Origin of the sequence: Bradyrhizobium sp. WBAH42 (genome assembly GCF_024585265.1) — a bacterium.
Taxonomy (GTDB): domain Bacteria; phylum Pseudomonadota; class Alphaproteobacteria; order Rhizobiales; family Xanthobacteraceae; genus Bradyrhizobium.
The window spans coordinates 549273-571566 of record NZ_CP036533.1 but is presented as its reverse complement, the minus strand read 5'-3'; the positions used below and the strand labels follow the sequence as shown (position 1 = coordinate 571566).

Below are 22294 nucleotides of genomic sequence, written 5' to 3'. Positions count from 1 at the left end.
GTAGGACTCGTTGACCGCTTCACGTTTTGAAAGCTCTGCGGCGGAAGCATAGCATCCAGTTTCGATAAGTCGCCGCCATCGGTGCGCTTTCGCGAGAGCAGTAATGATGCTGTTGCTTGGTCGTGATCGAGGTGAGGTCCAGGCATCGGCGCCGGCGGGGACCACAATTTGCTTCCTGCCGCCACTCTGCCGGAAATCGACCGGGATGCTAACAACTAGCTCGCATCCGTCACGGCTCAGCCTCATATTCTGCTTGAGTTCTGTGTTCACGCCGCCTCCATAGTCGTAGCTTTGCCATTGAGCTCGGCGATGAGCGACGCGAAGCCATCCACCCGAAGGTGCACATCAACCTTTGCAGGGGCGACGACCACCTTAGCCGTAATAAGCTGCAGGATACGGGATTGTTCGGCAGGGAATAACTCGCCCCAGACTTGGTCAAAATCGACGAGGGCATCGCGGACCCTCCGCTCGGTGGTCCCGGGCATATGAATACGCATTTTCTTCCAGGTCGCGACAATCAACTCGGGCGAGGCGAGCACGCGCCGGACCTGGTCGATGACGATCTCCTCAATCTCACCTGCGGGGACGCGGAATGCCGCGCTGGGTGCCGCCGCGCCTTTGATGGTCTGCTGGCTGACGTAGTAGCGGTACAGTTTGCCTCGACGGCGAGTATGGGTCGGAGACATTGCAACGCCAGCGGAATCGAAAATCAGCCCCTTGAGCAGAGCAGGGGTCTGCGCCCGGTGCTTTGCCGCGCGCTTACGAGGACTTTCCTGAAGAATGGCGTGCACCTGGTCCCAAAGTTTGCGTTCGATGATGGCGCTGTGCTCGCCGGGATACGCAGTGCGCTTGTGAACGGCGTCCCCTATGTAGGTCCGGTTGTTGAGCAGTTTGTAGAGCACGCCCTTGTCGATGGCCTGGCCGTAGCGATTGCGAACGTCCTTCTGCTTAAGCTCTCGGGCGAGGAGCGTGGCGGAGCCTAGGGTCACAAACCTGCGGAAGATCCACCGGACAGTCTCCGCATCCTGGTCATTGATCACCAGCTTGCGATCCTTGACCTCGTAGCCGAACGGCGCCCAGCCGCCCATCCACATGCCCTTCTTGCGAGAAGCCGCGAACTTGTCGCGGATGCGCTCGCCGGTGACCTCGCGCTCGAATTGGGCAAAGGACAGCAGGATGTTGAGCGTCAACCGGCCCATGGAGGTCGTTGTGTTGAAGGACTGCGTGACTGAGACAAAGGTGACCGTGCGTCGGTCGAAAGCTTCCACCAGCTTGGAAAAGTCCATCAACGACCGCGACAGCCGGTCGATCTTGTAGACCACGACCACGTCTACCTTGCCGGCCTCGATGTCGGCCAAGAGGCGCTTGAGGGCGGGGCGCTCCAGCGTGCCGCCGGAAAAACCGCCGTCGTCATACTGATCAGGAACGAGAAGCCAACCTTCCTGCTTGTGGCTTGCAACATAGGCCTCGCATGCCTCCCGCTGGGCCTCCAGGGAGTTGAACTCCATGTCCAGGCCTTCCTCGCTGGACTTGCGGGTATAGACCGCGCACCGCAGCTTGCGCACGATCGGCTTGCTCATACTGATGCCCGCTGGCTCTTCAGGCCAAAGAAGACGAGGCCATTCCACCGCGTCCCCGTGATGGCTCTGGCGACCGCAGAAAGCGATTTGTAAGGCCTGCCCTGGTACTCGAAGTCGCTGTCGCGCACCGTCACCCGGTGCTCGACGCCCTTCCACTCCCGAATGAGACGGGTGCCGCTGACGGGGCGGTCCGAATTTTTGTGCCGAACGGGCTTTCTGCCCTTGGACGGCAGGTCGGCGGCCAGGGCCTCCAGGCGCCGGACGGTGTCAGCGGACAGGCCGCCGTACGCCAGCTCCTGGATCCGGTACGCCAACCGGCTTTCGAGGAAGCGGCGGTTGTAGGGAGGCGGCTCCGAGCCGAACAGCTCGCGCCAGCGCGCCTTCAGCGTGCCCACGGGGGCACTCCTAAGGGCCGAAATCTGCGCCAAAACGCCGCCGCTAGCCATCCGCCATTCTCCATTCCAAAGGCGCGGCATGTCCGCTCTGGTCGGGCGAGATGTCGAGTGAAACATCTCCCGTGTGGCCGGAAAATCCGCTTGCCTTTCGGGCCTGGATCCGGCTGAGAGCGAGCGCCAAAAGCTCGGCGATTTCGGCAATTCGGTCCTTGGCGGAAGGTATGTGTGGAGATCTTGTGATCATCCGCACTTTTTGGAGATGATTCGGGGAGGAGTCCGGCGGTCAACCTCCCCCGTTCTGGGCTAGGTTTACAGAAACCGATTCACGGCCTGCGGACGAACATGTCTAACCATCACTTTGCGCCAGGACCAAACGCAGAAATCGAGCCGAAGGGCCCGCAACATGCGTTCGAAGGAGCAGTAGCTTTACTGGCGCCCTTCGAACGCCGGCTGGAGGCGCATGCCCCAGCGGATGCACGAGAGGTGATGGCGGCACAGGATCCCCGCCTTTTGGCCTGTGCGGAAGTCCACAGTTTGGCGGAGGCCCTCAATAGTGCGCTGTATCGGGCTCGTCAGGCACCAAGGGTCAAAGACGTCGTCGCCGAACTCGGCCAAGCCCGAGACCGTCTTCGAGAAGCCAATTTGGCGATTGTCTCACTCGGAGAATGGTCCCGCTTTCATCTCCGAACGCCTTCCGAACTTCATCGCGATGGTGTCGAGCCTCGATGGCTGCCGTCCTACGAAGACGGAAGTGCCGGTGAATTCGTTGGACTATCCTCCCGCATAGCCGACCAGATGGAGGGGGTTGTCGGCAAGTTACAAAAGATGTTTGGCGACGGTCAGGTCGCTGACCGAGGTGGCGCTCAGAATTATGAAGAGCGATTTCTTGGCCCGGTGAAGAACAGGTTCATTCGAGAGGCCTTCGAAGTATTCGATGCCTATCACCCGGGAAGTGGCAGTTCGTCAGAAGGCTCGCCGTTTTTCTGCTTCGTACACATGGTCTACGAGTTCGCGACCGGCGAGCATGACGAAGACAAGATGGCCCTTGGATATAAACTGCGAGAGCTGATTAGCGCGCTGCACGGTTATAGCCGTGCCAAGGCTGAATGTTGGAGCATTGAGCTGATGCTCAACTCCAGTGGCCAGGACGACGCAACCAGGGACGATCTCGAAAGGCGCCAAAGGAAAGCAAAGAGGGAAATGGAGCTGCACGAAGGGAAGTTCGTCCCAGCCCTCGCTCAAAAAGGCCTACCTCCTCAAAAAACCGGCAAGTAGGCCGCGGGCGCGAATCATTGGATTGACGGCCTCCTTCGACCTCGTTTTCGAGGTGGAAGGAAGCACGATGAATAGTCGGGAAAGGGAGGGGGCCGGGAAGCCCGGCAGCAGCATGGCGGCCGCGGCGCTGGCGAACGCGGCGAAGGGCTGGCCGGTTTTCCCGTGTCATCCCGAGACTAAGCAACCTCTCGTCAAGGCAGACGCGGATCCGGTCACCGGCAAAGCCATCCCAGCGTCCGGCGGCCTCAAGAAGGCCACTACTGACAAGGCGCAGATTGAAGCTTGGTGGCGAAAGTATCCTAACGCCATGATAGGGGTGCCGACAGGCACGCCCATAGGCGCCTTCGTGGTCGATATCGACGCCGGAACGGATAGCAAGACAGGCGAGGTCTATGACGCCGTGGAAATCCTCGGTCGTCTCGAGGCCACGCTGGGGTGCCCGCTGCCGCCGACAAGGATCTGCCGCACTCCGCGCGGCGGTTTGCATCTGTACTTTCGATTGCCCGAAGGTGGCGCGGCGATGCCACGCAATCGTGCCGGCATCTTGAAGCGGGTCGATGTGAGAGGGGAGGGCGGATACGTCATTGTTCCTCCTTCACTTCGGTCAGACGGCGCTGGTTATGTTTGGCAGAGCGCGGACGATGCTGCCGAGGCCTGGGCGCCAGCCGAACTGCTGGGTTTTTTGGCGGCACCATCTCGCCGCGATGGTTTGCGCCAGCCCAGCGCCAGAACAACCTCAAAAGAGGCCTACGGTATGAAGGCCCTTGCTGATGAAATCCGTGTCTTGCGCGACGCAGCGGATGGTACTCGCAATGACACGCTGTTTCATAGCTCCATAAAGCTGGCGCAACTTGTAGCCTCCGGGCATCTCGACGAAATAGTCGCTCGCTCCGCCCTTGAATCGGTGGCCCGGCAGTGGCCAAACTTTCAAAAGTCAAAAACAACAATCGCCTCTGGCTTTGCGCGCGGTCTCGCCGAACCGAGGTCAGTCCCCACGCGCGCAGTCAAAAATCGACCTGCTGAGCGGGTTGATGACCTCGCGCCGCCGGCACCGAAGATCGCCGCCTCTATTCTCGAGCGCCTCGGTTTGGATGAGCATCACCAAATCCAACTCGACAGAGAATTGGCTCAGTGTCCCCTGACGGACCTAGGTAATGCTGAACGCTTTGCCCGCCGGATGCAGGATCGGCTGATGGCGGTGCCGACGCGGGGTTGGTTTCAGTGGGACGGCTGCCGGTGGACGATGAACGGGGCGGAGGACGCAGCGCGAATTGCGGCGCAGTACGTGGCACGCTCCATCCAGCGCGAGGCGGATGCGCTCTCCGAAACTGAAGAAGACGCCGTCGTTGAAGTTCGCTCTCCTGGTGCCAAATGCGAGCGGGAAATCAGGTTATCCGACAAATTGAGGGACTGGGGTAGAGAGACAGAAAACGATCGGCATTTGACCGCACTTCGCAGGCAGGCCGAGCCGATGATGGCGATCGACCAGGCGCGGCTCGATGCCGATCCGATGAAGATCAACACGAAGAATGGGACCCTTAAGGTCAATCGCAGCTGCGGCGACGAAGATCCTATCAGCTTTTATCCTCATGATCCCGCCGATCTGATCACGAAGGTCATCGATGCCGACTACGACGCAAGCGCGACGTGTCCGGTGTACGACGCCTTTTTGAAGAAAGTTCAGCCCTCACCTAAAGTGCAGCGCTTCCTGCACCAATGGGCTGGACTCGGGCTGACGGGCGACACGTCAGAACAGAAGCTGCTGTTCTTCTGGGGAAAGGGACGCAACGGCAAGACAACGCTGGTGGAGGCGTGGGCGTCGATTTATGGCGACTACGCGTGCTCGCTTGCCGTTGAAACCTTCATGGACAATGGCAGGGGGAGAAGCGGAGGTCAGGCGACGCCGGATCTCGCGCTCCTCCCGGGAATTAGGTTCGTCCATACTGATGAGCCGGCGCGTAACGCGCGCTTGTCGGAAAGCCACGTAAAGCTACTGACCGGAGGCGACACGATCCAAGCCCGGGAGCTGAACAAGGGCTTCTTTAGCTTCAAGCCGCAGTTCAAGTTGACGATGTCGGGCAACTACCGGCCGAAGGTGGACGGCGGCGAGGCGTCTCAGGGCACGTGGCGCCGCCTGATCATGGTGCGCTGGGCAATTACGGTTCCCGAGCAAGAGGTTGATAGACAGCTATCGGCAAAGCTCAAGGCGGAGGCTTCGGGCATCTTAAACCGATTGCTAGATGGCCTTCGCGATTGGATCGACCACGGCCTGGTCGTCCCCGAGGAGATCAAGGAGACGACAGAGGAGTACCGCAGCGACAGCGACGTCCTTGGTCGCTTCCTCCAAGAATGCACCATGCGGGCGGAGGGGCAGCGCCTGTCTAACGCAGAGCTCCACAACCTGTTTGTCGTTTGGAGCAGGAAGAACGGGGAGCGGCCATGGACAAAGAAGAGTTTGACCAGCGCTATGAAGGAGCGGGACTACGAGCAGTCCCGAGGGGAGGAGCGCTATTGGAAGGACATCGTGGCCACCAAGGCGGCGGGTGACTTCGCGGTCAGCGCCTCGGCTGAGGACGATTTAGAGGGTGAGGAGGCCGAAAACGACAGTTGAAAGTGTCGGGAAATACGAGCGTCCAGGAAGTGTCGGAGCCAAAAAAGCTCGAGAAAAGTGGGGCTTCCCGACAGTTTCGACACTTTCGACACTTCGTTGCACAAAACTGCCTAAGCGCGCGCCCGCGCGCGCAGGAAGGACTGGCTCAGGACACCCAAGTGTCGGAAGCGTCAAACTGGTCGGTGTCAACCGGGTGTCAACCTTGTCAACCGTGTCAACCTAACTTTTTGAATGCTCTGGCTAGCGAGACCAAGGGGTGCGAATTACCCGCGGTCGCTCTGGAAGCTAGAGGGACCCGTGAAGCAAAAAGGGCCGACCGCGATGAAGCGATCGGCCTCTGGATCTAGCGAAGTCTCAGGTGGAAACGACGTAAGGGAGAGCAGCGGCAGGCCATCGCCGTACCCGCTCAGCGGACCGCTTCTTACTCAATAGCGGACCTTTGGCGGATGCCTTAGCATGGGCAGCTTTTGACCCTGGCCGTGTAAAAACTCAAGAATCGAAACGCAGCGAAGAATGATATTTTCAAGTCCGACCTCCAAGTTTAATCCGCTTGCGCCTTGAGCGTCTAAAGCGGCCTTCGACGAATAATTTCTTCTATCGCGATTGAGCCTCTTCGCGTTTTCACACAGCCAAGACCCAAAGCGGACCTCAAGGGCTATATGGGATCATCCTCACATGGAAATGACCAGTAAGGGCGGCTCTCGCGATTTGCGTGCCCAAGCCGATGCACCTCGCCCGCCAAGCAGGCGTGACAGGGACGGCGGCACATCGAAAGGATCCGGACAAGAACCTTGAAGTAGCGCAAAAATTTCTGCAGGTCCTCTTGACTAGAAATCCGCTTATTCCTAGGTCGTTTTCCGCCCGGGGGCCGGTTCCGGACCCGGATTTTGGACATCGCTGAACCTACCCAAGGAGGATGTGCATGCATTTCCGCCCGTTGCACGACCGTGTGCTCGTGCGCCGCATCGATGCCGAGGAGAAGACCGCCCGCGGCATCATCATTCCCGATACCGCCAAAGAGAAGCCGCAGCAGGGCGAGATCATCGCCGTCGGGCCGGGCGGGCGAAACGAGCAGGGCCAGCTCGTGCCGCTCGACGTCAAGGTCGGCGACCGGGTGCTGTTCGGCAAGTGGTCGGGCACCGAGGTCAAGATCGACGGCGAGGAGCTGTTGATCATGAAGGAAAGCGATCTTCTCGGCGTGGCCGAGCAGGCCGGCACGCTGAAGAAGGCGGCGTAACGCTGACAGTCATCGAACGGAAAGGAGTTTAACAACATGGCTGCCAAGGACGTGAAGTTCGCGACCGAGGCCCGCGAGCGAATGCTGCGGGGCGTCGACACACTGGCGAATGCGGTGAAGGTCACGCTCGGTCCAAAGGGACGCAACGTCGTTATCGAGAAATCGTTCGGCGCTCCCCGCATCACAAAGGACGGCGTCACCGTCGCCAAGGAGATCGAGCTGGAGGACAAGTTCGAGAACATGGGCGCCCAGATGGTGCGCGAGGTCGCCTCCAAGACCAGTGATCTCGCCGGAGACGGCACCACCACGGCGACCGTGCTGGCGCAGGCCATCGTCAAGGAGGGCGCCAAGGCGGTCGCTGCCGGCATGAATCCGATGGACCTCAAGCGCGGCGTCGACCTTGGCGTGGACGCGATCGTCGCCGACCTCAAGTCGCACGCCAAGAAGATCACCTCCAACGACGAGATCGCCCAGGTCGGCACCATCTCCGCCAACGGCGACACCGAGATCGGCCGTTTCCTGGCGGAGGCGATGCAGAAGGTCGGCAACGAGGGCGTGATCACGGTCGAGGAAGCCAAGAGCCTGCACACCGAGCTCGAAGTGGTCGAGGGCATGCAGTTCGACCGCGGCTACATCTCGCCCTATTTCGTCACCAACGCCGAGAAGATGAAGGCCGAGCTCGAAGATCCCTATGTGCTGATCCACGAGAAGAAGCTGTCGGGCCTGCAGGCCGTGCTGCCGCTGCTGGAGCAGGTCGTGCAATCCGGCAAGCCGCTCCTGATCATCGCGGAGGAGGTCGAGGGTGAGGCGCTGGCGACGCTGGTCGTCAACCGCCTGCGCGGCGGCCTGAAGGTGGCAGCCGTCAAGGCGCCGGGCTTCGGCGACCGCCGCAAGGCGATGCTGGAGGATATCGCGATCCTCACCGGCGGCACCGTGATCTCCGAAGATCTCGGCATCAAGCTCGAGAACGTCACCGTGAAGATGCTGGGCCGTGCCAAGAAGGTCGTGATCGAGAAGGAGAACACGACGATCGTCGACGGCGCCGGCGCCAAGAAGGGTATCGAGGCGCGGAGCCAGCAGATCAGGGCGCAGATCGAGGAAACCACCTCGGACTACGACCGCGAGAAGCTTCAGGAGCGCTTGGCCAAGCTCGCGGGCGGCGTCGCGGTAATCCGTGTCGGCGGCGCGACCGAGGTCGAGGTCAAGGAGCGCAAGGATCGCGTCGACGACGCTCTGCATGCGACCCGGGCCGCGGTCGAGGAAGGCATCCTGCCGGGCGGCGGCGTGGCACTGCTGCGCGCGCTCAAGGCGCTCGACGGCGTCAAGACCGCCAATGCCGACCAGAAGGCGGGCGTGGACATCGTGCGCCGCGCCATCCAGGTCCCGGCGCGGCAAATCGTGCAGAATGCGGGTGAGGACGGCTCCGTCGTCGTCGGCAAGCTGCTCGAGAACCAGACCTACACCTGGGGCTTCAATGCCGCGACTGGCGAGTACCAGGATCTGGTGCAGGCCGGCGTGATCGATCCTGCCAAGGTCGTCCGCACCGCCTTGCAGGATGCGGCCTCGGTGGCCTCGCTGCTCATCACGACCGAAGCGCTGGTGGCCGAGAAGCCGAAGAAGACGGAAGCGCCGAGCGCTCCCGCGATGGACTTCTAAGGACGGGCGAGCCCGGCCGAACGGCCGGGCTCGTTTGCCATGGATCTGTGACTGTGTTCTCGAACGAAAGGAGGATGAAATGATCAAGGATCGTGCTTTCTCCGCTCGCGGGGAAACCACTCGGAAAACGTTGCGGCGGCTCGCCGCCTTGGCCGTTGGGGCTGGCCTCTCGCTGGTGCCCTTTGCGGCCTTTGGCGCCGAAAGCCCCGGCCCTGCCGCCAAGACGGCGGACAGTTTCGAGCGGCTCGCCTTGCCGCCGATCCCGTACCTGGACACGATGCCGTGGTCGAGCTGGGATCGGGGCAGCCCGACCATGAAGGTGGACACATTGCTGCCGGTCCTCGGGCCATCCGGGATCCGGCTCGACCTCACGCCGCCTGATCGAGACAAGCCGGAGCCCGCCACGAGCTGAAACGGAGGAGCGGCCGGCGAGGCCGCTCCTCATCGTTCAGCCACTCATCGCTCACGCGAAAGGAGGATCATCAGATGAGAGGCATTGTCCTCGCCGTCGCTGTGTTGGGCATGGCCAATGGGCTCCAGGCCAAGGAGGCCGACACGCCTCGCGCCGAGATGCGGAGCTCGGCCGAGCCCGCCCGGCAGCTTGCGACCAGTTCCGTCGGAGCGTCTCGGAGCAATCCTGAGAAGTCCGGCCAGACCGAGCGCAGGAGCCGGGAGTTTTCGCCCGAACGTCTCGTCCCCGATATCTGCAGAGGATGCTGATCGGCCAAGGCCGATCAGCATTCTTCTTCGCTCGCCTAACGCGACGTCGCAAGGCGCGCCTCATCGAGGCGCGCGAGCATCTTCGCCTTGATCCGCTGCAACGCGCGCTGCTCGATCTGCCGGACGCGCTCGCGCGAGATGCCGAATTTGCCGGCGAGCGCATCCAGCGTCTGCTGCGGCTCGCCGAGATATCGCGCCTCGACGATGCTGCGCTCCCGCGGTGTCAGCGCAGCGAGTGCATCGGCGAGGGCAGCCTTGGTGCGTTCACGGTCGGCCGCGTCCAGCAGAAGACTCTCCGGATCGGGAGAGGGATCCACCAGCCGGTCCTGCCATTGGTCGCCTTCCGTCTCGACGCTGATCGGCGTGTTGAGTGAGATGTCGCCGCGCAGCCGGCCGTTCATCTCGGCGACGTCGGCTTCCCTCACGTCGAGATGTTGGGCGATAGATGTCAGCTGATCCGTCCGGAGCTCGCCATCCTCCGCGACGCCAAGCTTGTTCTTCAGCTTGCGCAGGTTGAAGAACAGCTTCTTCTGCGCAGCAGTGGTGCCCAGCTTGACGAGCGACCATGATCGCAGGATGTATTCCTGAACCGAGGCCTTGATCCACCAGGAGGCATAGGTCGCGAGCCGGAAGCCTTTCTCGGGATCGAACCGCTTGACGGCCAGCATCAGCCCGACATTGGCCTCCGAGATGAGGTCGGCGATGGCGAGGCCATAGCGGCGATATTGCAGCGCGATCTTCGCCGCGAGCCGCAAATGGCTCGTCACCAGCCGATAGGCGGCGTCACGATCGCCGCCATCGCGCAATCGCCTCGCATAGTCGGCTTCCTCCGATGCCTCGAGCAGCGGAAAACGATGGATCTCCTTGAGATAGCGGGATAGCCCGCTTTCCCCGTGAAGGGCAGGAAGTGAGGCAACCAACATCGCGCCCACCCTCACGAGCACCGTTCGCCCCGATCCAGGGCGCGTTGCCGATCCATCCGACAGTCCAGGTGAAGCGCCGAGAGCGGCGCGGTCCGAGCGCAGTCAGGTTTCATGGCCAAATCCTCGTTAGAGCAAGATGGTTGGACCACCGCGAACCTGATCCGCTGAGCCCGATCATGGCACCCAGACGCCTCAGGCCGGTAGGCGCCACTAGAATTTGGAAATGGCCAGAATGTTCCAGCGTGAATGGTCGTGACTGAAAATGGCGATGGCGATTGCCGTCTCCTTCTCCGCGCTCGCCGGGCTCTTGAAACGCGAAGCCTTCATTCCAATCTGGTCCACGCAGGCGCCGATGAGGCTGCACGCATGTTTGGTTCGTGGGATGGATGACTATCGTGATCTCGTGAGCGCGGCTCTTGCGCTGTTCTGCGCCGGCTTGATGTTGGTGGCCGGCCATCTCCTGATCGAATGGCACGCCAGAAGCACCGATCCCGGCATCGGGATCGAGGCGCCGAAGCGCGACGGCGCGCCCGCGCCGCTCATCTCGAACGGTTCGCCGCCGGACACGCGGATGATCGAGCTTCCCGCCGAGATCAGGCGCAAGCGCGCCGCGTGAGTGCCCCTAGATCGCCCGCAGCCCTTCCTTGGGCATCTCCCGGATCAGCGCATCGATGTCGCTCTGCTCCAGCGTCTCCTTCTCGAGCAGCTTCTTTGCGGCGCGGTCCAGGATCGGCCGCCGCGTGGTCAGGATGCCCTGGGTGCGCTGGAACACCTGGTCGACGATGGTTTTCACCTCGTGGTCGACCGCGGCCGCGGTCTCCTCGGCATAGTCGCGCTCGCGCGTCGGATAGGGGCGGTCAGGGCCGGCCAGGAAGTTGCCGGGATCGCGCTCATAGGCAACGCTGCCGAGACGCTCCGACATGCCGTAGCGCGTCACCATGCTGCGGGCGATATCGGTGACGCGGCGCAGGTCGTCCGCCGCACCGGTCGACAAGTGCCCGAACACGATCAGCTCCGCGGCGCGGCCGCCGAGCAGCACCGCCATCTTGTTCTCCAGCTCCTCCTTGGTCATCAGGAAGCGGTCCTCGATCGGCCGCTGGATGGTGTAGCCGAGCGCGCCGACACCGCGCGGGATGATCGAGACCTTGTGCACGGGATCGGTCCCCGGCAGTGAGAGCGCGACGAGGGCGTGCCCCATCTCGTGATAGGCGACGATCTCGCGTTCCCTGGCGTTGAGCAGGCGGTTGCGCTTTTCCAGACCTGCGACCATGCGCTCGACCGCATTGGTGAAATCGCTCATGGTCACCGCCTCGGCGGCGCGTCGCGTCGCCAGCAGCGCGGCTTCGTTGACGAGATTGGCGAGATCCGCGCCCGTGAAGCCAGGGGTGAGCGCGGCAACGGCGTCTGCGTCGACATTCTCGGCCAGGCGCACCTTCTTCATGTGCACCTTGAGGATCTCGATGCGGCCCTTCTTGTCGGGCCGGTCGACCAGCACCTGCCGGTCGAAGCGGCCGGCGCGGAGCAGGGCGGGATCGAGAATCTCGGGGCGGTTGGTGGCGGCGAGGATGACGAGCCCCGAGCGCGAATCGAAGCCGTCGAGCTCGACCAGCAGCTGGTTGAGCGTCTGCTCCTTCTCGTCATGGCCGCCGGCGAACGGGCCTATGCCACGGGCGCGGCCCAGCGCATCGAGCTCGTCGATGAAGATGATGGCCGGCGCCTTGTCGTGCGCCTGCTGAAACAGATCCCGCACCCGCGCCGCGCCGACACCGACGAACATCTCGACGAACTCCGAGCCGGAGATCGAGAAGAACGGCACCCTGGCCTCGCCGGCCACCGCCTTGGCCAGCAAGGTCTTGCCTGTGCCCGGCGGCCCCACCAGCAGCACGCCTTTCGGCATACGGCCGCCGAGCCGGCCATAGTCGGTCGGATTCTTCAGGAAATCGACGATCTCGCGAAGCTCGTCCTTGGCCTCGTCCACACCGGCGACGTCGGTAAAAGTGACGCCGGTGTCGGATTCGACGTAGACCTTGGCCTTGCTCTTGCCGATCGCCATCAGCCCGCCGCCGATCCCGCCGCCCTCGGCCATGCGGCGGCCGATGTACCACCAGATGCCGAAGAACAGCAGCACCGGCATGACCCACGACAACAGGTCGCGCAGAAACGTGCTCTCGATCTGCCCGGTGAAGCGGACGTTGTGCTTCTCGAGCTCCTGGGCGACCTCCTGGTCGACGCGCGTGGTGACGAATTGCTTCTGGCCGCCGGGCAGCGGCTCTTTCAACGTGCCCTGCAAGGTCCGATCGGAGATGCCGACCGTCTCGACTTTCCCCTGGCGCAGCAATTGCTGATATTCGCTGTAGGGGATCACGGCGATCTGGTTCGCCGCCGAGATCAGATACTGAATCAGGAAGACCGCAAAGATCGCCGCGATGGCGTATCCGAGATTGAAACGGGCATTCTTGTTCATGGGGAGACCAGATCCGATCATGTTACGCGGGCCGGGCTAACGTCGAGGCGCATTTTGACGCGCGCTCGCTCGGGCCCGGTGCGCGGCCGGACCTGCATCTTATCGGCAAAACTTCTCCTGCTGCCATCGGTTCCAGCCATCCCGACGCGCTTCGGGTGAGAGGCGCCTCGCACGCGCCGCGCTCAGGCGATCGGGGTGCCGGGCAGCGATAAGGCCCGGTTGCAGGCCGGGCCTTTGCATCAGCTCACCAGGGATACCAGTAAGGATATGCCGCCGGATAATACCGGACCGTCCGATAGTAGCGGGGGCCGTAATAATATCGCGGCGGACCATAAACCGGCGCATAATAGACCGGAGGTGCAGCCGCGGCGGCCAGCGCTCCGGTGAATATGCCGAGCGCGAGGGCGGGACCGATGCCCGGACCTCCCCAGTGATGATGATGGCCCCGCCAATGGGCCGAGGCCGGCGCAACCGTTCCGATGAGGAGCGTTGCTGCCGCGGCGATTGCAAGAGCAAGCTTTCTCATGTGACTTCCTTCGAATACGCGCCCGCGATGAGCGCGGGCTCTTTCATCCTCTGCATGAGTTTCGTTTTGCCGGACACAGCCGGCAGCGTCTGAACTTAGGATCGGCGGCGACGACTTCAAGCCTCTAACTGACAATTGGCCAAGTGGAGAGAACAGTCAGATCGTGTCAATCGAAGAAGGGCTTCGAACGCCCCTGCTGGCGCGTGCCAATAGTGACTAAGTCAATAAATTAAGCTTTTGGTCACGGGGCATGATTTTTGGGACCAAGCTGCGTTTGCCATCCAACGGCGGACCTCTCGGTCCCAGCTCGTTTTTCGATCCGGAAAAACCTCCAGGCTGGGGCCGATGTGGTCTACTCCGGGCGTAAGCCGCCCCATCAGTACCAGCCCATATTGAAACAGAGACCAAGCCAACCAGCGAGCGCAATTAGAGCGGCAATGTTGATGTACTTCTGAGCGTTCTGCATCATTGCAACGCAATCAAAGGCGCCCCGCAATTCGGAGCAACGGTGATTTGTCACCACCCGTTCCGCCTCTCTGCCCTTGACCAGATCAACAAGGTTCCGGTTTCTTGCGCTCGGTTCATCGCGGGAGCTCGGGGTTCTCCACCTTATGTGCTTTGGCGTGTTCTTCTCGACCTGCGGGACCATGCGGGCGGGATCGGGACCGCCCGGAACGCCCCTGGGGCCGAGCAGCTCACGCGTAATGTCATCCTCGGTTCTTTCCGGCTCGACGCCGTTGATGGGCCGTTGTCGCACGGGAGCGACCTCCTGATGCCCGCCGGCAAGCTCAAGCGACTCAGGTTTGAAGGTCTGGGGCTGCTGCTCTGGCGGATGGCATTTTGAAAGGAATGGGGAACGTCGTGCGCGCGAGGCTTACCAGCGCCGCCCGTTCCTCGGAGAGACGGCTTTCGATGTACTCTCGTTCCAAATCGGAAAGGCGGGTCTTGATCAGCCGCTGGTAGCGGTGAATGTTATTGTGGTGCGTACGCAAGCGGGCGAGCTTATCTTCGAGTGTCATCATCGTCGTCCTCGACGGTTACAAGCAATCCTTTCCAAAAGTGGTCGGAGGAGCCCTCCGGCGTGAGACTTAGAGAGGCTTGATCTTGTTTCAAGATGGATCAGAAGATTGGACCAATTGCCTCTACCTCAGCCAGCGTTCTGTACGCTCCGTGCTCCCCAGCGCGGGGCCGGACCATGGCAACCGAAAATCCGCCATGTGCTCTTGCATCGTCCCGTTGATGTCCGCATGTGGCCCATCGCGACAAGCTCAGCCCGCGCGTCGATGTCGGCAATGAACGCTAAACCGGACCCGGCGTTCGCCGGGCCAGATCGCCGCGATTGACCCCCAGCGGAATACGCCGTGATGCGGCCGTGCCGGATAGAGATTCCGTGGAACCTTTAGGCCGCTGTGATAATTGTTCCCCATCATCGGCCGTGGCTCTGCCCGTAGGCGGCGATGGCTGAGAGACGCTTCTGTGCTCCCGCCTGCAAGACAGGGAGCACGCCATGCCGATCCGTCGAGTTCATTACCCATTGCAAAGCGATGCCGCGCACATCGAAATGGCGCGAGAGGCCGTTCGCGAGGCTATGGAGGTGTTGAGGCAGTTGACGCCCGACACCTTCCTCGGCCCTGAGACCTACAAGCCTTTTCCGATACAAAATAAGGAAGATAACATAGGACATAGCAGCGGAAGTTTGCCGCAGGCATTGTCGCGGGATGAATGATCCGCTGTTTGATCGTGCTCAGCTAGCCATCGAAGAGAGCCAAGCTCTTCAAAAGACAAAACTCGCCTTGCAGGCCGAACAGCTGCATCGTCGCGAGGCACTTCGCCTCAGCGTGATGGAGAACGCGATGTATCGGACGGAAAGCAACGCGTACCGGGAAGATCGCGGTTAGATGGACTATTCAGCGAACGCAAAGCGGTACCGCGACCAAGCCGAAGAATTCCGAGCCAAGAGCGATCTGATGAAAGACCCGGAGACGAGCGCTCAATACAGCCGGATGGCAGACGCTTATGACAAGCTAGCGGCAGGCCAGGACGACCTGGCTCGGAACGACGGCGAAGTAAGCGTAAAGGGCTTTCCATGATCGAAAAGCGGCCGCCAAAGAAGCCGATTGCCAACAACAACAAGCTCTTTCCGCAAGAGGAGATGCGTGAGATGATCCGTGCGGACATCGAGGAGCAGCGCGAGGCTCGTTTGAAAAGCTAAAATCCAAGATGAACTAGAGGACTGCCTCAGTTCGGCGCGAGAGTCCGCTGCTGGGCCCTTTGCGTCTTTGCCAGCACACCCGCCTCCGGTCCGCTTTCGGCAGGAAGCCGGACCTTCCTGCGGTCTTGAGAGCAGCGACTGCCGCTCGCCCCAGACATGCGTAAGCCCGGCACATGGGCCGGGCTTGTCCATCGGAATCCCCTCAACTTCCACTTCGCTGCTAGAGCGAAGATGGGTGCGCCGGAGGGAGCTGCTCCGTTCGAGCCATTGGGCGCTGGTGGCCACTTCAATGGTGACCTATCCAGAACCTTAACGTCGACCCAAAACTCACTTGCGCTTTAGCGTGCGCTCCACCTTCTTCCGGCTACTTCCCACCTTCTTGACCGCCTTCTTCACCGCCGAAGCGGAGCGACGCGTCTTCTTCGCCTCGTAACGAACCTCGTGATCCTGTCGGCCCGCCACGCGTGCGCGATCCTGCTTGCGACCGCGAGCGGTCGACTTCTTCGCCTTAGCCATATTGCACCTCCATACTTTGCGAAACGCATAGAGATTCGGGTGGTTCCTTGTTCTCGGTCCGCCTTGCGGTTGGTCGGAACGAATCCACCATCCCTGTGGGGTACCATCCGGGGGAGCGATAGCTTCACGAAGCCAAATTCGACGGCTGCCGCGTCCAGGTCATCTGGCAAACGAAGCCGCCAAAGTCTTCACGGGCCGTGGTGCCCGACTGAACCAATTGATTCAAGAAGGTCGTCGACGACGCCTGGCACATCAAGACGGGTCAGCGGCCGAACTATCAGCGAGAACGGGCGTTTACCGATCATGTCAGACGCATTCGATTATTTCCGCGCCTACGCCGTCCGAGCTCTTTGCAACGCGCGATCGATGCCGAAAGGCCGGATGAAGCATCTGCAGCTTGTGGTCGGCCGGATCTATAACCTCCCGAAGAAGGAGGCCGCCTACGGCCCAAACACGCAACATCTGGAAGACTTCCGAAAAGCGCAGCAGCTAGAAAGATCTCTGGATGGTCGCCCGAGCGACCCGGCCGTTCGAACTCGCTTTGCCGAGACAAATCCTCACCGTGCAGAACGGGAGGCTCGTTGAGTGGCCTCCCTCGACGCTCGAACCGTAGCAAGCCTCCTGCGAGAATATGCGCAGCGCGCCGCCCTTCGTGGCGGCAACCCGTACCGGGCAAAAGCCTATTCTCGCGCGGCGGACAGCTTGGGCGCCCTAACGGTGCCTTTGGACGTTCTCGTTGCCGAGGACCGGCTCACTGAGGTCCCCGGGGTCGGCGACGCGATAGCCGACATCATTACCAAGCTTCACAAGACGGGCACTCATCCAAGTCTGGAAAGGCTGCGGAAGGAGATCCCCGAGGGCGTGCTCGAGATGCTCGTTGTGCCCGGCCTTCGTCCGGAGAAAGTGCTGCGGCTCTACAAAGATCTGGGCATCGCCTCTCTTGCCGAACTGGAGGCCGCCGCCAAGGACGACCGCGTCAAGAATGCGAAAGGACTTGGTGCCGCGCTGCAGACCAAGATCCTGCAGAACCTGGCCATCGCGAAGAGTGGAGAAGGCCGCCTCCACCTGCACCGTGCCGCCGTCCTGCTCGCGCACGCTCAGAATTCCATCCGGAAGGCTCAGCCCCAGCTAAAGCGCGTGACGATCGCCGGCGACTTCCGCCGTGGATGTGAACTCGTCCGCGACCTTGCGATCGTTGCGGAGGCCGCTAAGTCAAGCAAGACGCCGAAGCCACCAGCGGATGGTCTGCAGATCTCCGTCTCCGACCGCAAACATTTCGGGGCCGCCCTTCTTTTCGCCACCGGCTCAGCCGCCCATGTCGAGCAACTCCAGACATTGGCCGCGGAGAAAGGAATGCGGTTGGAGCCCGATGGCTTGCATAAGGGCCGCACTCTGGTCGCGGGCGAGGAGGCCGACATCTATCGCGCTCTCGGGCTGCCATTCATCGATCCCGAGCTCCGGGAGGGGCGGGGCGAGGTCGAATTGGCTCTGAAGGGCGAGCTGCCGAAGCTCGTCACCGACGACGATCTCCGCGGTATCCTTCACTGCCACACGGATGCTTCCGACGGCGCCGAGACCCTGGAGACGATGGCGAAGGCGACCCGCCAGCGCGGCTTCGAATATTTCGGGGTCGCGGACCATTCAAAGTCTGCGCACTATGCCGGTGGTCTCACCGTGAAGGAGATCGTGCAGCAGCACCGGGAAGCGGACCGACTGAACAAGCAGTTCGCCAAAGAGTTCCGGATATTGAAAGGCATCGAATCCGATATTCTGGCGGACGGGTCGCTCGACTACGACGAGGAGGTGCTTGAAGGTTTCGACTTCGTCGTCGCCAGCATTCATGGTCGTTTCAAGCTGGACCGCAAGGCGCAAACGCAGCGTTTGCTTCGGGCCATTTCCAATCCTCACACAACCATCATCGGCCACATGACCGGGCGGCAGCTCCAGCGGCGGCCGGGCTACGAGATCGACGTCGAGAAGGTACTTCGGGCATGCGCGAAGCACGACGTCGTCGTCGAGATAAACGCGCATCCATGGCGTCTCGACTTAGACTGGCGCTGGCACCAGGCGGCGCTTGAGTTCGGCTGCTTGCTCAGCATCAATCCAGACGCGCACTCGATTGAAGAGCTTGACCACATGCATTGGGGTGTCGAGATGGCCCGCAAGGGCGGCGTCCCTGCCGACCGGGTCCTGAACGCGATGACGCTTCCCGAAATCACGCGCTACCTCCGTCAGAAGCGACGATCGCTTTCCCGCGCTGCCTGATGTCGCCCGCGCACGACCTCTCGCTGGAGGGAAGGGTGGTTGCGGTCGCGGCCGATCGCGGGCACCACTTCAGCAAGCCGTCACGGGACCAGATCGTGCTGGTGGAAGGCCACGGAGTGGAAGGCGACGCCCACGCCGGCCCGTTCGTCCGACACCGTTATCTCGCCCGCCGCCGACCCAGGCTTCCCAATCTGCGGCAGGTTCACTTGATCCCATCCGAGCTCTTCGCAACCCTCGCGGAGGCTGGCTTCGAGATTGGAGCCGGAGAGCTCGGCGAGAACATCACCACCGCGCGCCTGGACCTCGAACGGATGCCGCTCGGGCCGCTGGTCGAACTCGGGCCTACGGCGATTATCGAATTGACCGGTCTTCGGACGCCATGTGTCCTGGTCGACCGCTTTCGAACTGGCCTTAAACGGCACGTGCTCTCGTCGACGCGAACGGACCCTGCATTCAGATGTGGGGTGCTGGGCGTTGTTCGAGCCGGCGGGGCGGTCGCAGCCGGCGACATCGCGCGGGTTCGGCTCCCGTCCTCCTCATTTCGGATGCTGCCGGCCCTTTAGAAAGACCCGGGCGCAAGTCTGCGGTCCGATATCCGATCGAAACGCGTCCGCTTAGCGCGACCGAGTCGGACGGAACTCACGATGCATCCCACTCGTTGCCACCCTCTCTGATCCCGTCGTCCGGTCATGGCTCGAAAATCAACACTGCCTCATCGCCTGCAACCCATGCTGGCCACGCTGACCGATTCACCGTTCGACGATCCCAATTGGGTCTTCGAGGACAAATTCGATGGTTTCCGCATGGTCGCAGAAATCCGGAGTGGTCGGGTCGCCCTCTACAGCCGCAATGGGAAAATTATCAGCCACGCCTATGTCGTAGTCGCGAAAGCACTTGAGGGCGTGAAGGCGGATGCCGTGATCGATGGCGAGCTCGTCGCGATCGGGAAAGACGGCGTTTCCCATTTCCAGTTGCTTCAAAACGCGCTGCGCCATGAGGCCAAGCTTTTGTACTGCGCTTTCGACCTCATGTTCGCAGACGGCGAGGACCTGCGTGCGCTGCCGCTCCTTGAGCGAAAGAAGCGGCTCAAGGCCGTCCTGCCGCGCCACAAGCTGATCGCATTCAGCAAGCACCGTAAAGGCAGCGGCACAAAGTTCTTTGCAGAAGCCGAGCAGAGACATCTCGAAGGCATCATGGCGAAGCGCGCGGACAGCCCGTACGCGTCCGGACGCCGGACCGCTGACTGGCTGAAGGTGAAGACCGCGCAGCGGCAGGAGGTAGTGATCGCCGGCTTCACGGCGCCGAGGCGAACCCGGCCGTTCTTCGGCGCTCTCGTCTTAGCAGTACGCGAAGATGACGCCTGGCGGTACATCGGCCACGTCGGCACCGGCTTCAGTCACCAAATTCTCGAAGAGCTCCATGGCAAGCTGATGAAGCTCAAGACCGCGAAGTCGCCCTTTCCTGCCCAGGTGAAGGACGAGCGCGTCACGACCTGGGTGCGTCCCACATTGGTCGCGGAAGTTAAGTTCGCGGAGTGGACCAGCAAGGGCGAGCTGCGCCAGCCGGTCTATCTCGGTCTGCGGTCTGACAAAAGCGCCAAGGACGTTTTTCGCGAAAAGAGCTGGTCGCGGAAATAATGCCGCCGCTACGAGTCGTCAGCCGGCGGCCCGCTCGGATGCCGAAGGCCAGGGCGGCAGGGGCGGTAACCCAAGAGCCTTGCGCACGGGTCCGAACGATCTCCGGTGAGCAGCGCATGCGCCAAGCCTGGCGAGCGCCTCATAATGAGCTGGCACCGGGTAGCCCTTGTGATCCGCGAATCCGTAGCCGGGGTGACGCGAGTCGAGGGCTCGCATGACGGTGTCACGCTCGACTTTCGCGAGAATGGAGGCGGCGGCGATGCTGGCAGACTTGGCATCGCCTTTGATGATGGCCTGCTGAGGGATGTCGATTTCCTTCAACCGCTTCGCATCGATCAGCAAGTGCTGCGGCGTCAGCACAGGCCCCGGACTGCACGCTGCATAGCCTGGATGCCCCGCCCAATAGATATTGATCGCGTCAATCTCCTCGACCTCGACGAACGCCACGCACCAACTCTCTGCCCTTTCCTTGATCTCCTTCGCGAGTTCTTCGCGAGCCGCGGTATCGAGCTTTTTCGAGTCGTCGATTCCGACTATCCGAGTGCCGGGTTTCAGTATCACGGCGCCAGCGGAGACCGGCCCGGCGAGAGGGCTCATTCCAGCCTCGTCCACGCCTGCTACGGCATGATGGCCGCTTTCCCAGAGAGAGGTCTCAAAGCGGAGCATTTTGCGGAGTCGCTGCCCTTCGGACCTATTTTCGAACCGACGTCTATCGACCGAAGCCAGGATGGCACGCGCTCCCGCACGGGTGTCGGCCCGCAAAATTTGCTCGACGCTGGCCTCGAGCGGTCTTTTCTCGACGACATAGCGCTGACGCAATACATCGAGTGAATACTGGAACATCCTGGGCCTGCGTGGAGACTGACTTTGGGAGAACGTGTCAGTGAACTTTGTGGCGATTGTCTGAAGCTAAATCATGCCCTGATCGACTGAGCAGCGCCTTCTCGAAAGGAGCCGGGCCGGCTCTCAGCCCACATGAGGAACGACCGACGTTGCGGCATCTGCCACGATTTCGCCTCTGACGAGTCAGCTAATTCCCCAGTGTCAGGAGCGATTCGCGCGAGGCATCGAGGTGGCTAATTTGAAGCTCTGGAATGGGCTGACGCGGCGGGAGCAGCGAATAGTCGTCAAGCTTTTCGGCGGCGGGTCGACACAGAATGACAGTCCCAATGAGACAGTCAACTTAGCGCAGCTCGGCCTGATCACCGAAAACGGATTAACCACCACCGGGGTCGAGGTATTCATTGCTGCGTTTAAGGCCCAACGTGAAGCACGCTAGACAGAATCGATGACGTAGTGCTGGGCCCTAACAGAAATTGCGGGGCCGGGCAGCAGTCCACTATTCCTCTATATGCGGCTCGAAAAATCTGTTCATCGCGCTCAGAATCTGAATTCTCGGAACAACTTCTTGCAGGTAAATGGTTGTTCTCAAGAAGTCGACTTCTGCTGGTTGATGAGCTTCGTCGACATCGATGTACCAAGATCTCGGCCTTCCATCTGCGCCGTCGCTCCAACGGTAACCTCGCTTTTTCAACGTATCTTTTAGTTCAAAGGGCGATTGTTCCGCCCATATCCGAATTGTCTTGCGCCGAGCGCGTTCCAGGAGAATGGCGAAAGCCGATCGAACCTGGTTTGGTACGTTTGTGGACAAGATTTCAATCAAGGCCCGGCAATCGTCAATTGCGCGATGCGCTTGGTGAAAGAGGCCCACGCCGGCCAATAAGTAGCCCAGTCGCGATCCGTCAAATCCGTGCCTACGCCATTCGATTTCCGTCGCAGAGCATGCCCACGGCTTCCGCTCAAAAACGGGCCAATAGCGCTCGGCAAATTTCCGATCAAAATTTGCATTGTGGGCGACGATGATCACAGCGTCCGAGACAAACGCCGAAACCGCATTCGGATCGATCCGATGTCCCAGCACCATTTCGTCCGAAATGCCCGTGAGCTCGGTGATCTCGTCGGGGATCGGATTCTGAGGCTCGTTGAAGGATGAAAAGACATCGGTGATTCGTGCAATCCTGTCATCTGGCAGATAGTCGAATTTCACCATCGCCAGCTCGATGATTTCGTCTTGTTCTGTATTCAGGCCGGTGGTTTCAACATCCAGCAAAATGCCAGTCTTTGTTGCCTGTCCGTCGCATGGAGTGAATTCTGTCCGCGGCATGAGCCGACGAAGAACCCGATAATCCGGGGACTTCGATAATATGTCAGCCATTGCTGCTAGATTGATCTCGTTCGACATCATATCAACCAAAAAATCAGGCGGAAGCGCGCGAA

General features: G+C 61.3%; 24 protein-coding genes. 14 read left to right on the top strand and 10 right to left on the bottom strand.

The features are described from left to right. Positions 1-266: 266 nt before the first annotated feature. Both DCG74_RS02765 and DCG74_RS02760 read right to left on the bottom strand, forming a co-directional pair. On the bottom strand, positions 267-1580 hold the full coding sequence (locus tag DCG74_RS02765; protein ID WP_172788253.1) for a recombinase family protein: 1314 nt from the start codon (positions 1578-1580) through the stop codon (positions 267-269). Continuing rightward, the gene (locus DCG74_RS02760; RefSeq protein ID WP_172788254.1) at positions 1577-2026 is read right to left on the bottom strand and encodes a DUF2924 domain-containing protein; all 450 of its coding nucleotides are present in this window, start codon (positions 2024-2026) and stop codon (positions 1577-1579) included. Before DCG74_RS02760 ends, DCG74_RS02765 begins: the two co-directional genes overlap by 4 nt. 291 nt (positions 2027-2317) lie before the next feature. On the opposite strand from DCG74_RS02760, the gene DCG74_RS02755 reads away from it, so the two are divergent. The 5 genes from DCG74_RS02755 (at position 2318) to DCG74_RS02735 (ending at position 9166) form a co-directional block, all read left to right on the top strand. Continuing rightward, positions 2318-3250 carry a hypothetical protein gene (locus DCG74_RS02755; protein WP_172788255.1) on the top strand — a complete coding sequence of 311 codons (933 nt, stop codon included), beginning with the start codon at positions 2318-2320 and terminating at the stop codon, positions 3248-3250. A gap of 22 nt (positions 3251-3272) precedes the next feature. Continuing rightward, positions 3273-5861: a phage/plasmid primase, P4 family gene (locus DCG74_RS02750; protein WP_172788256.1), complete on the top strand. Its 2589-nt coding sequence runs from the start codon at positions 3273-3275 to the stop codon at positions 5859-5861. A gap of 922 nt (positions 5862-6783) precedes the next feature. Further along, positions 6784-7098 (top strand): co-chaperone GroES, encoded by a 315-nt coding sequence (groES, locus tag DCG74_RS02745; protein WP_172788257.1) that lies wholly within the window; start codon positions 6784-6786, stop codon positions 7096-7098. 36 nt (positions 7099-7134) lie between these two features. After that, on the top strand, positions 7135-8754 hold the full coding sequence (gene groL, locus DCG74_RS02740; RefSeq protein ID WP_172788258.1) for a chaperonin GroEL: 1620 nt from the start codon (positions 7135-7137) through the stop codon (positions 8752-8754). A 79-nt stretch (positions 8755-8833) separates the two neighbouring features. Next, positions 8834-9166: a hypothetical protein gene (locus DCG74_RS02735; protein WP_036002054.1), complete on the top strand. Its 333-nt coding sequence runs from the start codon at positions 8834-8836 to the stop codon at positions 9164-9166. A 343-nt stretch (positions 9167-9509) separates the two neighbouring features. On the opposite strand, the gene rpoH is transcribed toward DCG74_RS02735, so the two are convergent. Further along, complete coding sequence (gene rpoH, locus DCG74_RS02730; protein ID WP_172788259.1) at positions 9510-10397, bottom strand: RNA polymerase sigma factor RpoH; 888 nt, start codon at positions 10395-10397, stop codon at positions 9510-9512. Between the two features lie 382 nt (positions 10398-10779). Between rpoH and DCG74_RS02725 the strand changes: the two genes are divergently transcribed. Then, positions 10780-11013, top strand: coding sequence for a hypothetical protein (locus DCG74_RS02725; RefSeq protein WP_172788225.1), 234 nt, complete (start codon positions 10780-10782; stop codon positions 11011-11013). A 6-nt stretch (positions 11014-11019) separates the two neighbouring features. Here the strand turns inward: DCG74_RS02725 and ftsH are convergent, their stop codons facing one another. From ftsH to DCG74_RS02705, 4 genes are all read right to left on the bottom strand, one after another. Then, positions 11020-12861, bottom strand: coding sequence for an ATP-dependent zinc metalloprotease FtsH (gene ftsH / locus DCG74_RS02720; protein ID WP_172788260.1), 1842 nt, complete (start codon positions 12859-12861; stop codon positions 11020-11022). A gap of 244 nt (positions 12862-13105) precedes the next feature. After that, on the bottom strand, positions 13106-13387 hold the full coding sequence (locus DCG74_RS02715) for a hypothetical protein (RefSeq protein ID WP_172788261.1): 282 nt from the start codon (positions 13385-13387) through the stop codon (positions 13106-13108). A gap of 376 nt (positions 13388-13763) precedes the next feature. After that, positions 13764-14144 (bottom strand): hypothetical protein, encoded by a 381-nt coding sequence (locus DCG74_RS02710; protein WP_172788226.1) that lies wholly within the window; start codon positions 14142-14144, stop codon positions 13764-13766. 40 nt (positions 14145-14184) lie between these two features. Next, the gene (locus DCG74_RS02705; protein WP_306558114.1) at positions 14185-14409 is read right to left on the bottom strand and encodes a hypothetical protein; all 225 of its coding nucleotides are present in this window, start codon (positions 14407-14409) and stop codon (positions 14185-14187) included. A 485-nt stretch (positions 14410-14894) separates the two neighbouring features. Between DCG74_RS02705 and DCG74_RS02700 the strand changes: the two genes are divergently transcribed. The 3 genes from DCG74_RS02700 (at position 14895) to DCG74_RS02690 (ending at position 15599) form a co-directional block, all read left to right on the top strand. Then, positions 14895-15113, top strand: coding sequence for a hypothetical protein (locus tag DCG74_RS02700; RefSeq protein ID WP_172788262.1), 219 nt, complete (start codon positions 14895-14897; stop codon positions 15111-15113). Beyond that, positions 15106-15285: a hypothetical protein gene (locus DCG74_RS02695; RefSeq protein ID WP_172788263.1), complete on the top strand. Its 180-nt coding sequence runs from the start codon at positions 15106-15108 to the stop codon at positions 15283-15285. Before DCG74_RS02700 ends, DCG74_RS02695 begins: the two co-directional genes overlap by 8 nt. Before the next feature lie 188 nt (positions 15286-15473). Then, entirely contained in the window at positions 15474-15599 is a 126-nt protein-coding gene (locus DCG74_RS02690) for a hypothetical protein (RefSeq protein ID WP_257187542.1), read from the top strand. A 327-nt stretch (positions 15600-15926) separates the two neighbouring features. Here the strand turns inward: DCG74_RS02690 and DCG74_RS02685 are convergent, their stop codons facing one another. Then, positions 15927-16115, bottom strand: a complete 189-nt coding sequence (locus DCG74_RS02685; protein ID WP_172788264.1) for a DUF3606 domain-containing protein — start codon at positions 16113-16115, stop codon at positions 15927-15929. A gap of 303 nt (positions 16116-16418) precedes the next feature. Here DCG74_RS02685 and DCG74_RS02680 point away from each other — a divergent pair, with 303 nt between their 5' ends. The 4 genes from DCG74_RS02680 to ligD all read left to right on the top strand — a co-directional run bounded on the left by DCG74_RS02680 (position 16419) and on the right by ligD (position 20017). Beyond that, on the top strand, positions 16419-16700 hold the full coding sequence (locus DCG74_RS02680) for a hypothetical protein (RefSeq protein WP_172788265.1): 282 nt from the start codon (positions 16419-16421) through the stop codon (positions 16698-16700). Then, positions 16701-18380 carry a DNA polymerase/3'-5' exonuclease PolX gene (locus DCG74_RS02675; RefSeq protein ID WP_172788266.1) on the top strand — a complete coding sequence of 560 codons (1680 nt, stop codon included), beginning with the start codon at positions 16701-16703 and terminating at the stop codon, positions 18378-18380. Then, the gene (locus DCG74_RS02670; protein ID WP_246708962.1) at positions 18380-18943 is read left to right on the top strand and encodes an MOSC domain-containing protein; all 564 of its coding nucleotides are present in this window, start codon (positions 18380-18382) and stop codon (positions 18941-18943) included. The genes DCG74_RS02675 and DCG74_RS02670 overlap by 1 nt, the downstream gene beginning before the upstream one ends. 126 nt (positions 18944-19069) lie before the next feature. Continuing rightward, positions 19070-20017, top strand: a complete 948-nt coding sequence (ligD, locus tag DCG74_RS02665; RefSeq protein WP_172788268.1) for a non-homologous end-joining DNA ligase — start codon at positions 19070-19072, stop codon at positions 20015-20017. Between the two features lie 18 nt (positions 20018-20035). Here the strand turns inward: ligD and DCG74_RS02660 are convergent, their stop codons facing one another. Then, a complete protein-coding gene (locus tag DCG74_RS02660) occupies positions 20036-20860 on the bottom strand; it encodes a ribonuclease HII (RefSeq protein ID WP_172788269.1) in 825 nt (274 codons plus the stop codon). Positions 20861-21089: 229 nt separating this feature from the next. On the opposite strand from DCG74_RS02660, the gene DCG74_RS02655 reads away from it, so the two are divergent. Further along, positions 21090-21296: a hypothetical protein gene (locus tag DCG74_RS02655; RefSeq protein WP_172788270.1), complete on the top strand. Its 207-nt coding sequence runs from the start codon at positions 21090-21092 to the stop codon at positions 21294-21296. 60 nt (positions 21297-21356) lie between these two features. On the opposite strand, the gene DCG74_RS02650 is transcribed toward DCG74_RS02655, so the two are convergent. Next, complete coding sequence (locus DCG74_RS02650) at positions 21357-22262, bottom strand: 3'-5' exonuclease (protein WP_172788321.1); 906 nt, start codon at positions 22260-22262, stop codon at positions 21357-21359. Positions 22263-22294: the final 32 nt, after the last annotated feature.

Bases quoted from the DNA above. Each gene is read 5' to 3' on its own strand.
- DCG74_RS02765 (WP_172788253.1), bottom strand. From the start codon at position 1,580: ATGAGCAAGCCGATCGTGCGCAAGCTGCGGTGCGCGGTCTATACCCGC.
- DCG74_RS02760 (WP_172788254.1), bottom strand. From the start codon at position 2,026: ATGGCTAGCGGCGGCGTTTTGGCGCAGATTTCGGCCCTTAGGAGTGCC.
- DCG74_RS02755 (WP_172788255.1), top strand. From the start codon at position 2,318: ATGTCTAACCATCACTTTGCGCCAGGACCAAACGCAGAAATCGAGCCG.
- groES (WP_172788257.1), top strand. From the start codon at position 6,784: ATGCATTTCCGCCCGTTGCACGACCGTGTGCTCGTGCGCCGCATCGAT.
- groL (WP_172788258.1), top strand. From the start codon at position 7,135: ATGGCTGCCAAGGACGTGAAGTTCGCGACCGAGGCCCGCGAGCGAATG.
- DCG74_RS02735 (WP_036002054.1), top strand. From the start codon at position 8,834: ATGATCAAGGATCGTGCTTTCTCCGCTCGCGGGGAAACCACTCGGAAA.
- rpoH (WP_172788259.1), bottom strand. From the start codon at position 10,397: ATGTTGGTTGCCTCACTTCCTGCCCTTCACGGGGAAAGCGGGCTATCC.
- DCG74_RS02725 (WP_172788225.1), top strand. From the start codon at position 10,780: ATGGATGACTATCGTGATCTCGTGAGCGCGGCTCTTGCGCTGTTCTGC.
- ftsH (WP_172788260.1), bottom strand. From the start codon at position 12,861: ATGAACAAGAATGCCCGTTTCAATCTCGGATACGCCATCGCGGCGATC.
- DCG74_RS02715 (WP_172788261.1), bottom strand. From the start codon at position 13,387: ATGAGAAAGCTTGCTCTTGCAATCGCCGCGGCAGCAACGCTCCTCATC.
- DCG74_RS02705 (WP_306558114.1), bottom strand. From the start codon at position 14,409: ATGATGACACTCGAAGATAAGCTCGCCCGCTTGCGTACGCACCACAAT.
- DCG74_RS02700 (WP_172788262.1), top strand. From the start codon at position 14,895: ATGCCGATCCGTCGAGTTCATTACCCATTGCAAAGCGATGCCGCGCAC.
- DCG74_RS02695 (WP_172788263.1), top strand. From the start codon at position 15,106: ATGAATGATCCGCTGTTTGATCGTGCTCAGCTAGCCATCGAAGAGAGC.
- DCG74_RS02690 (WP_257187542.1), top strand. From the start codon at position 15,474: ATGATCGAAAAGCGGCCGCCAAAGAAGCCGATTGCCAACAACAACAAG.
- DCG74_RS02685 (WP_172788264.1), bottom strand. From the start codon at position 16,115: ATGGCTAAGGCGAAGAAGTCGACCGCTCGCGGTCGCAAGCAGGATCGC.
- DCG74_RS02680 (WP_172788265.1), top strand. From the start codon at position 16,419: ATGTCAGACGCATTCGATTATTTCCGCGCCTACGCCGTCCGAGCTCTT.
- DCG74_RS02670 (WP_246708962.1), top strand. From the start codon at position 18,380: ATGTCGCCCGCGCACGACCTCTCGCTGGAGGGAAGGGTGGTTGCGGTC.
- ligD (WP_172788268.1), top strand. From the start codon at position 19,070: ATGGCTCGAAAATCAACACTGCCTCATCGCCTGCAACCCATGCTGGCC.
- DCG74_RS02660 (WP_172788269.1), bottom strand. From the start codon at position 20,860: ATGTTCCAGTATTCACTCGATGTATTGCGTCAGCGCTATGTCGTCGAG.
- DCG74_RS02650 (WP_172788321.1), bottom strand. From the start codon at position 22,262: ATGATGTCGAACGAGATCAATCTAGCAGCAATGGCTGACATATTATCG.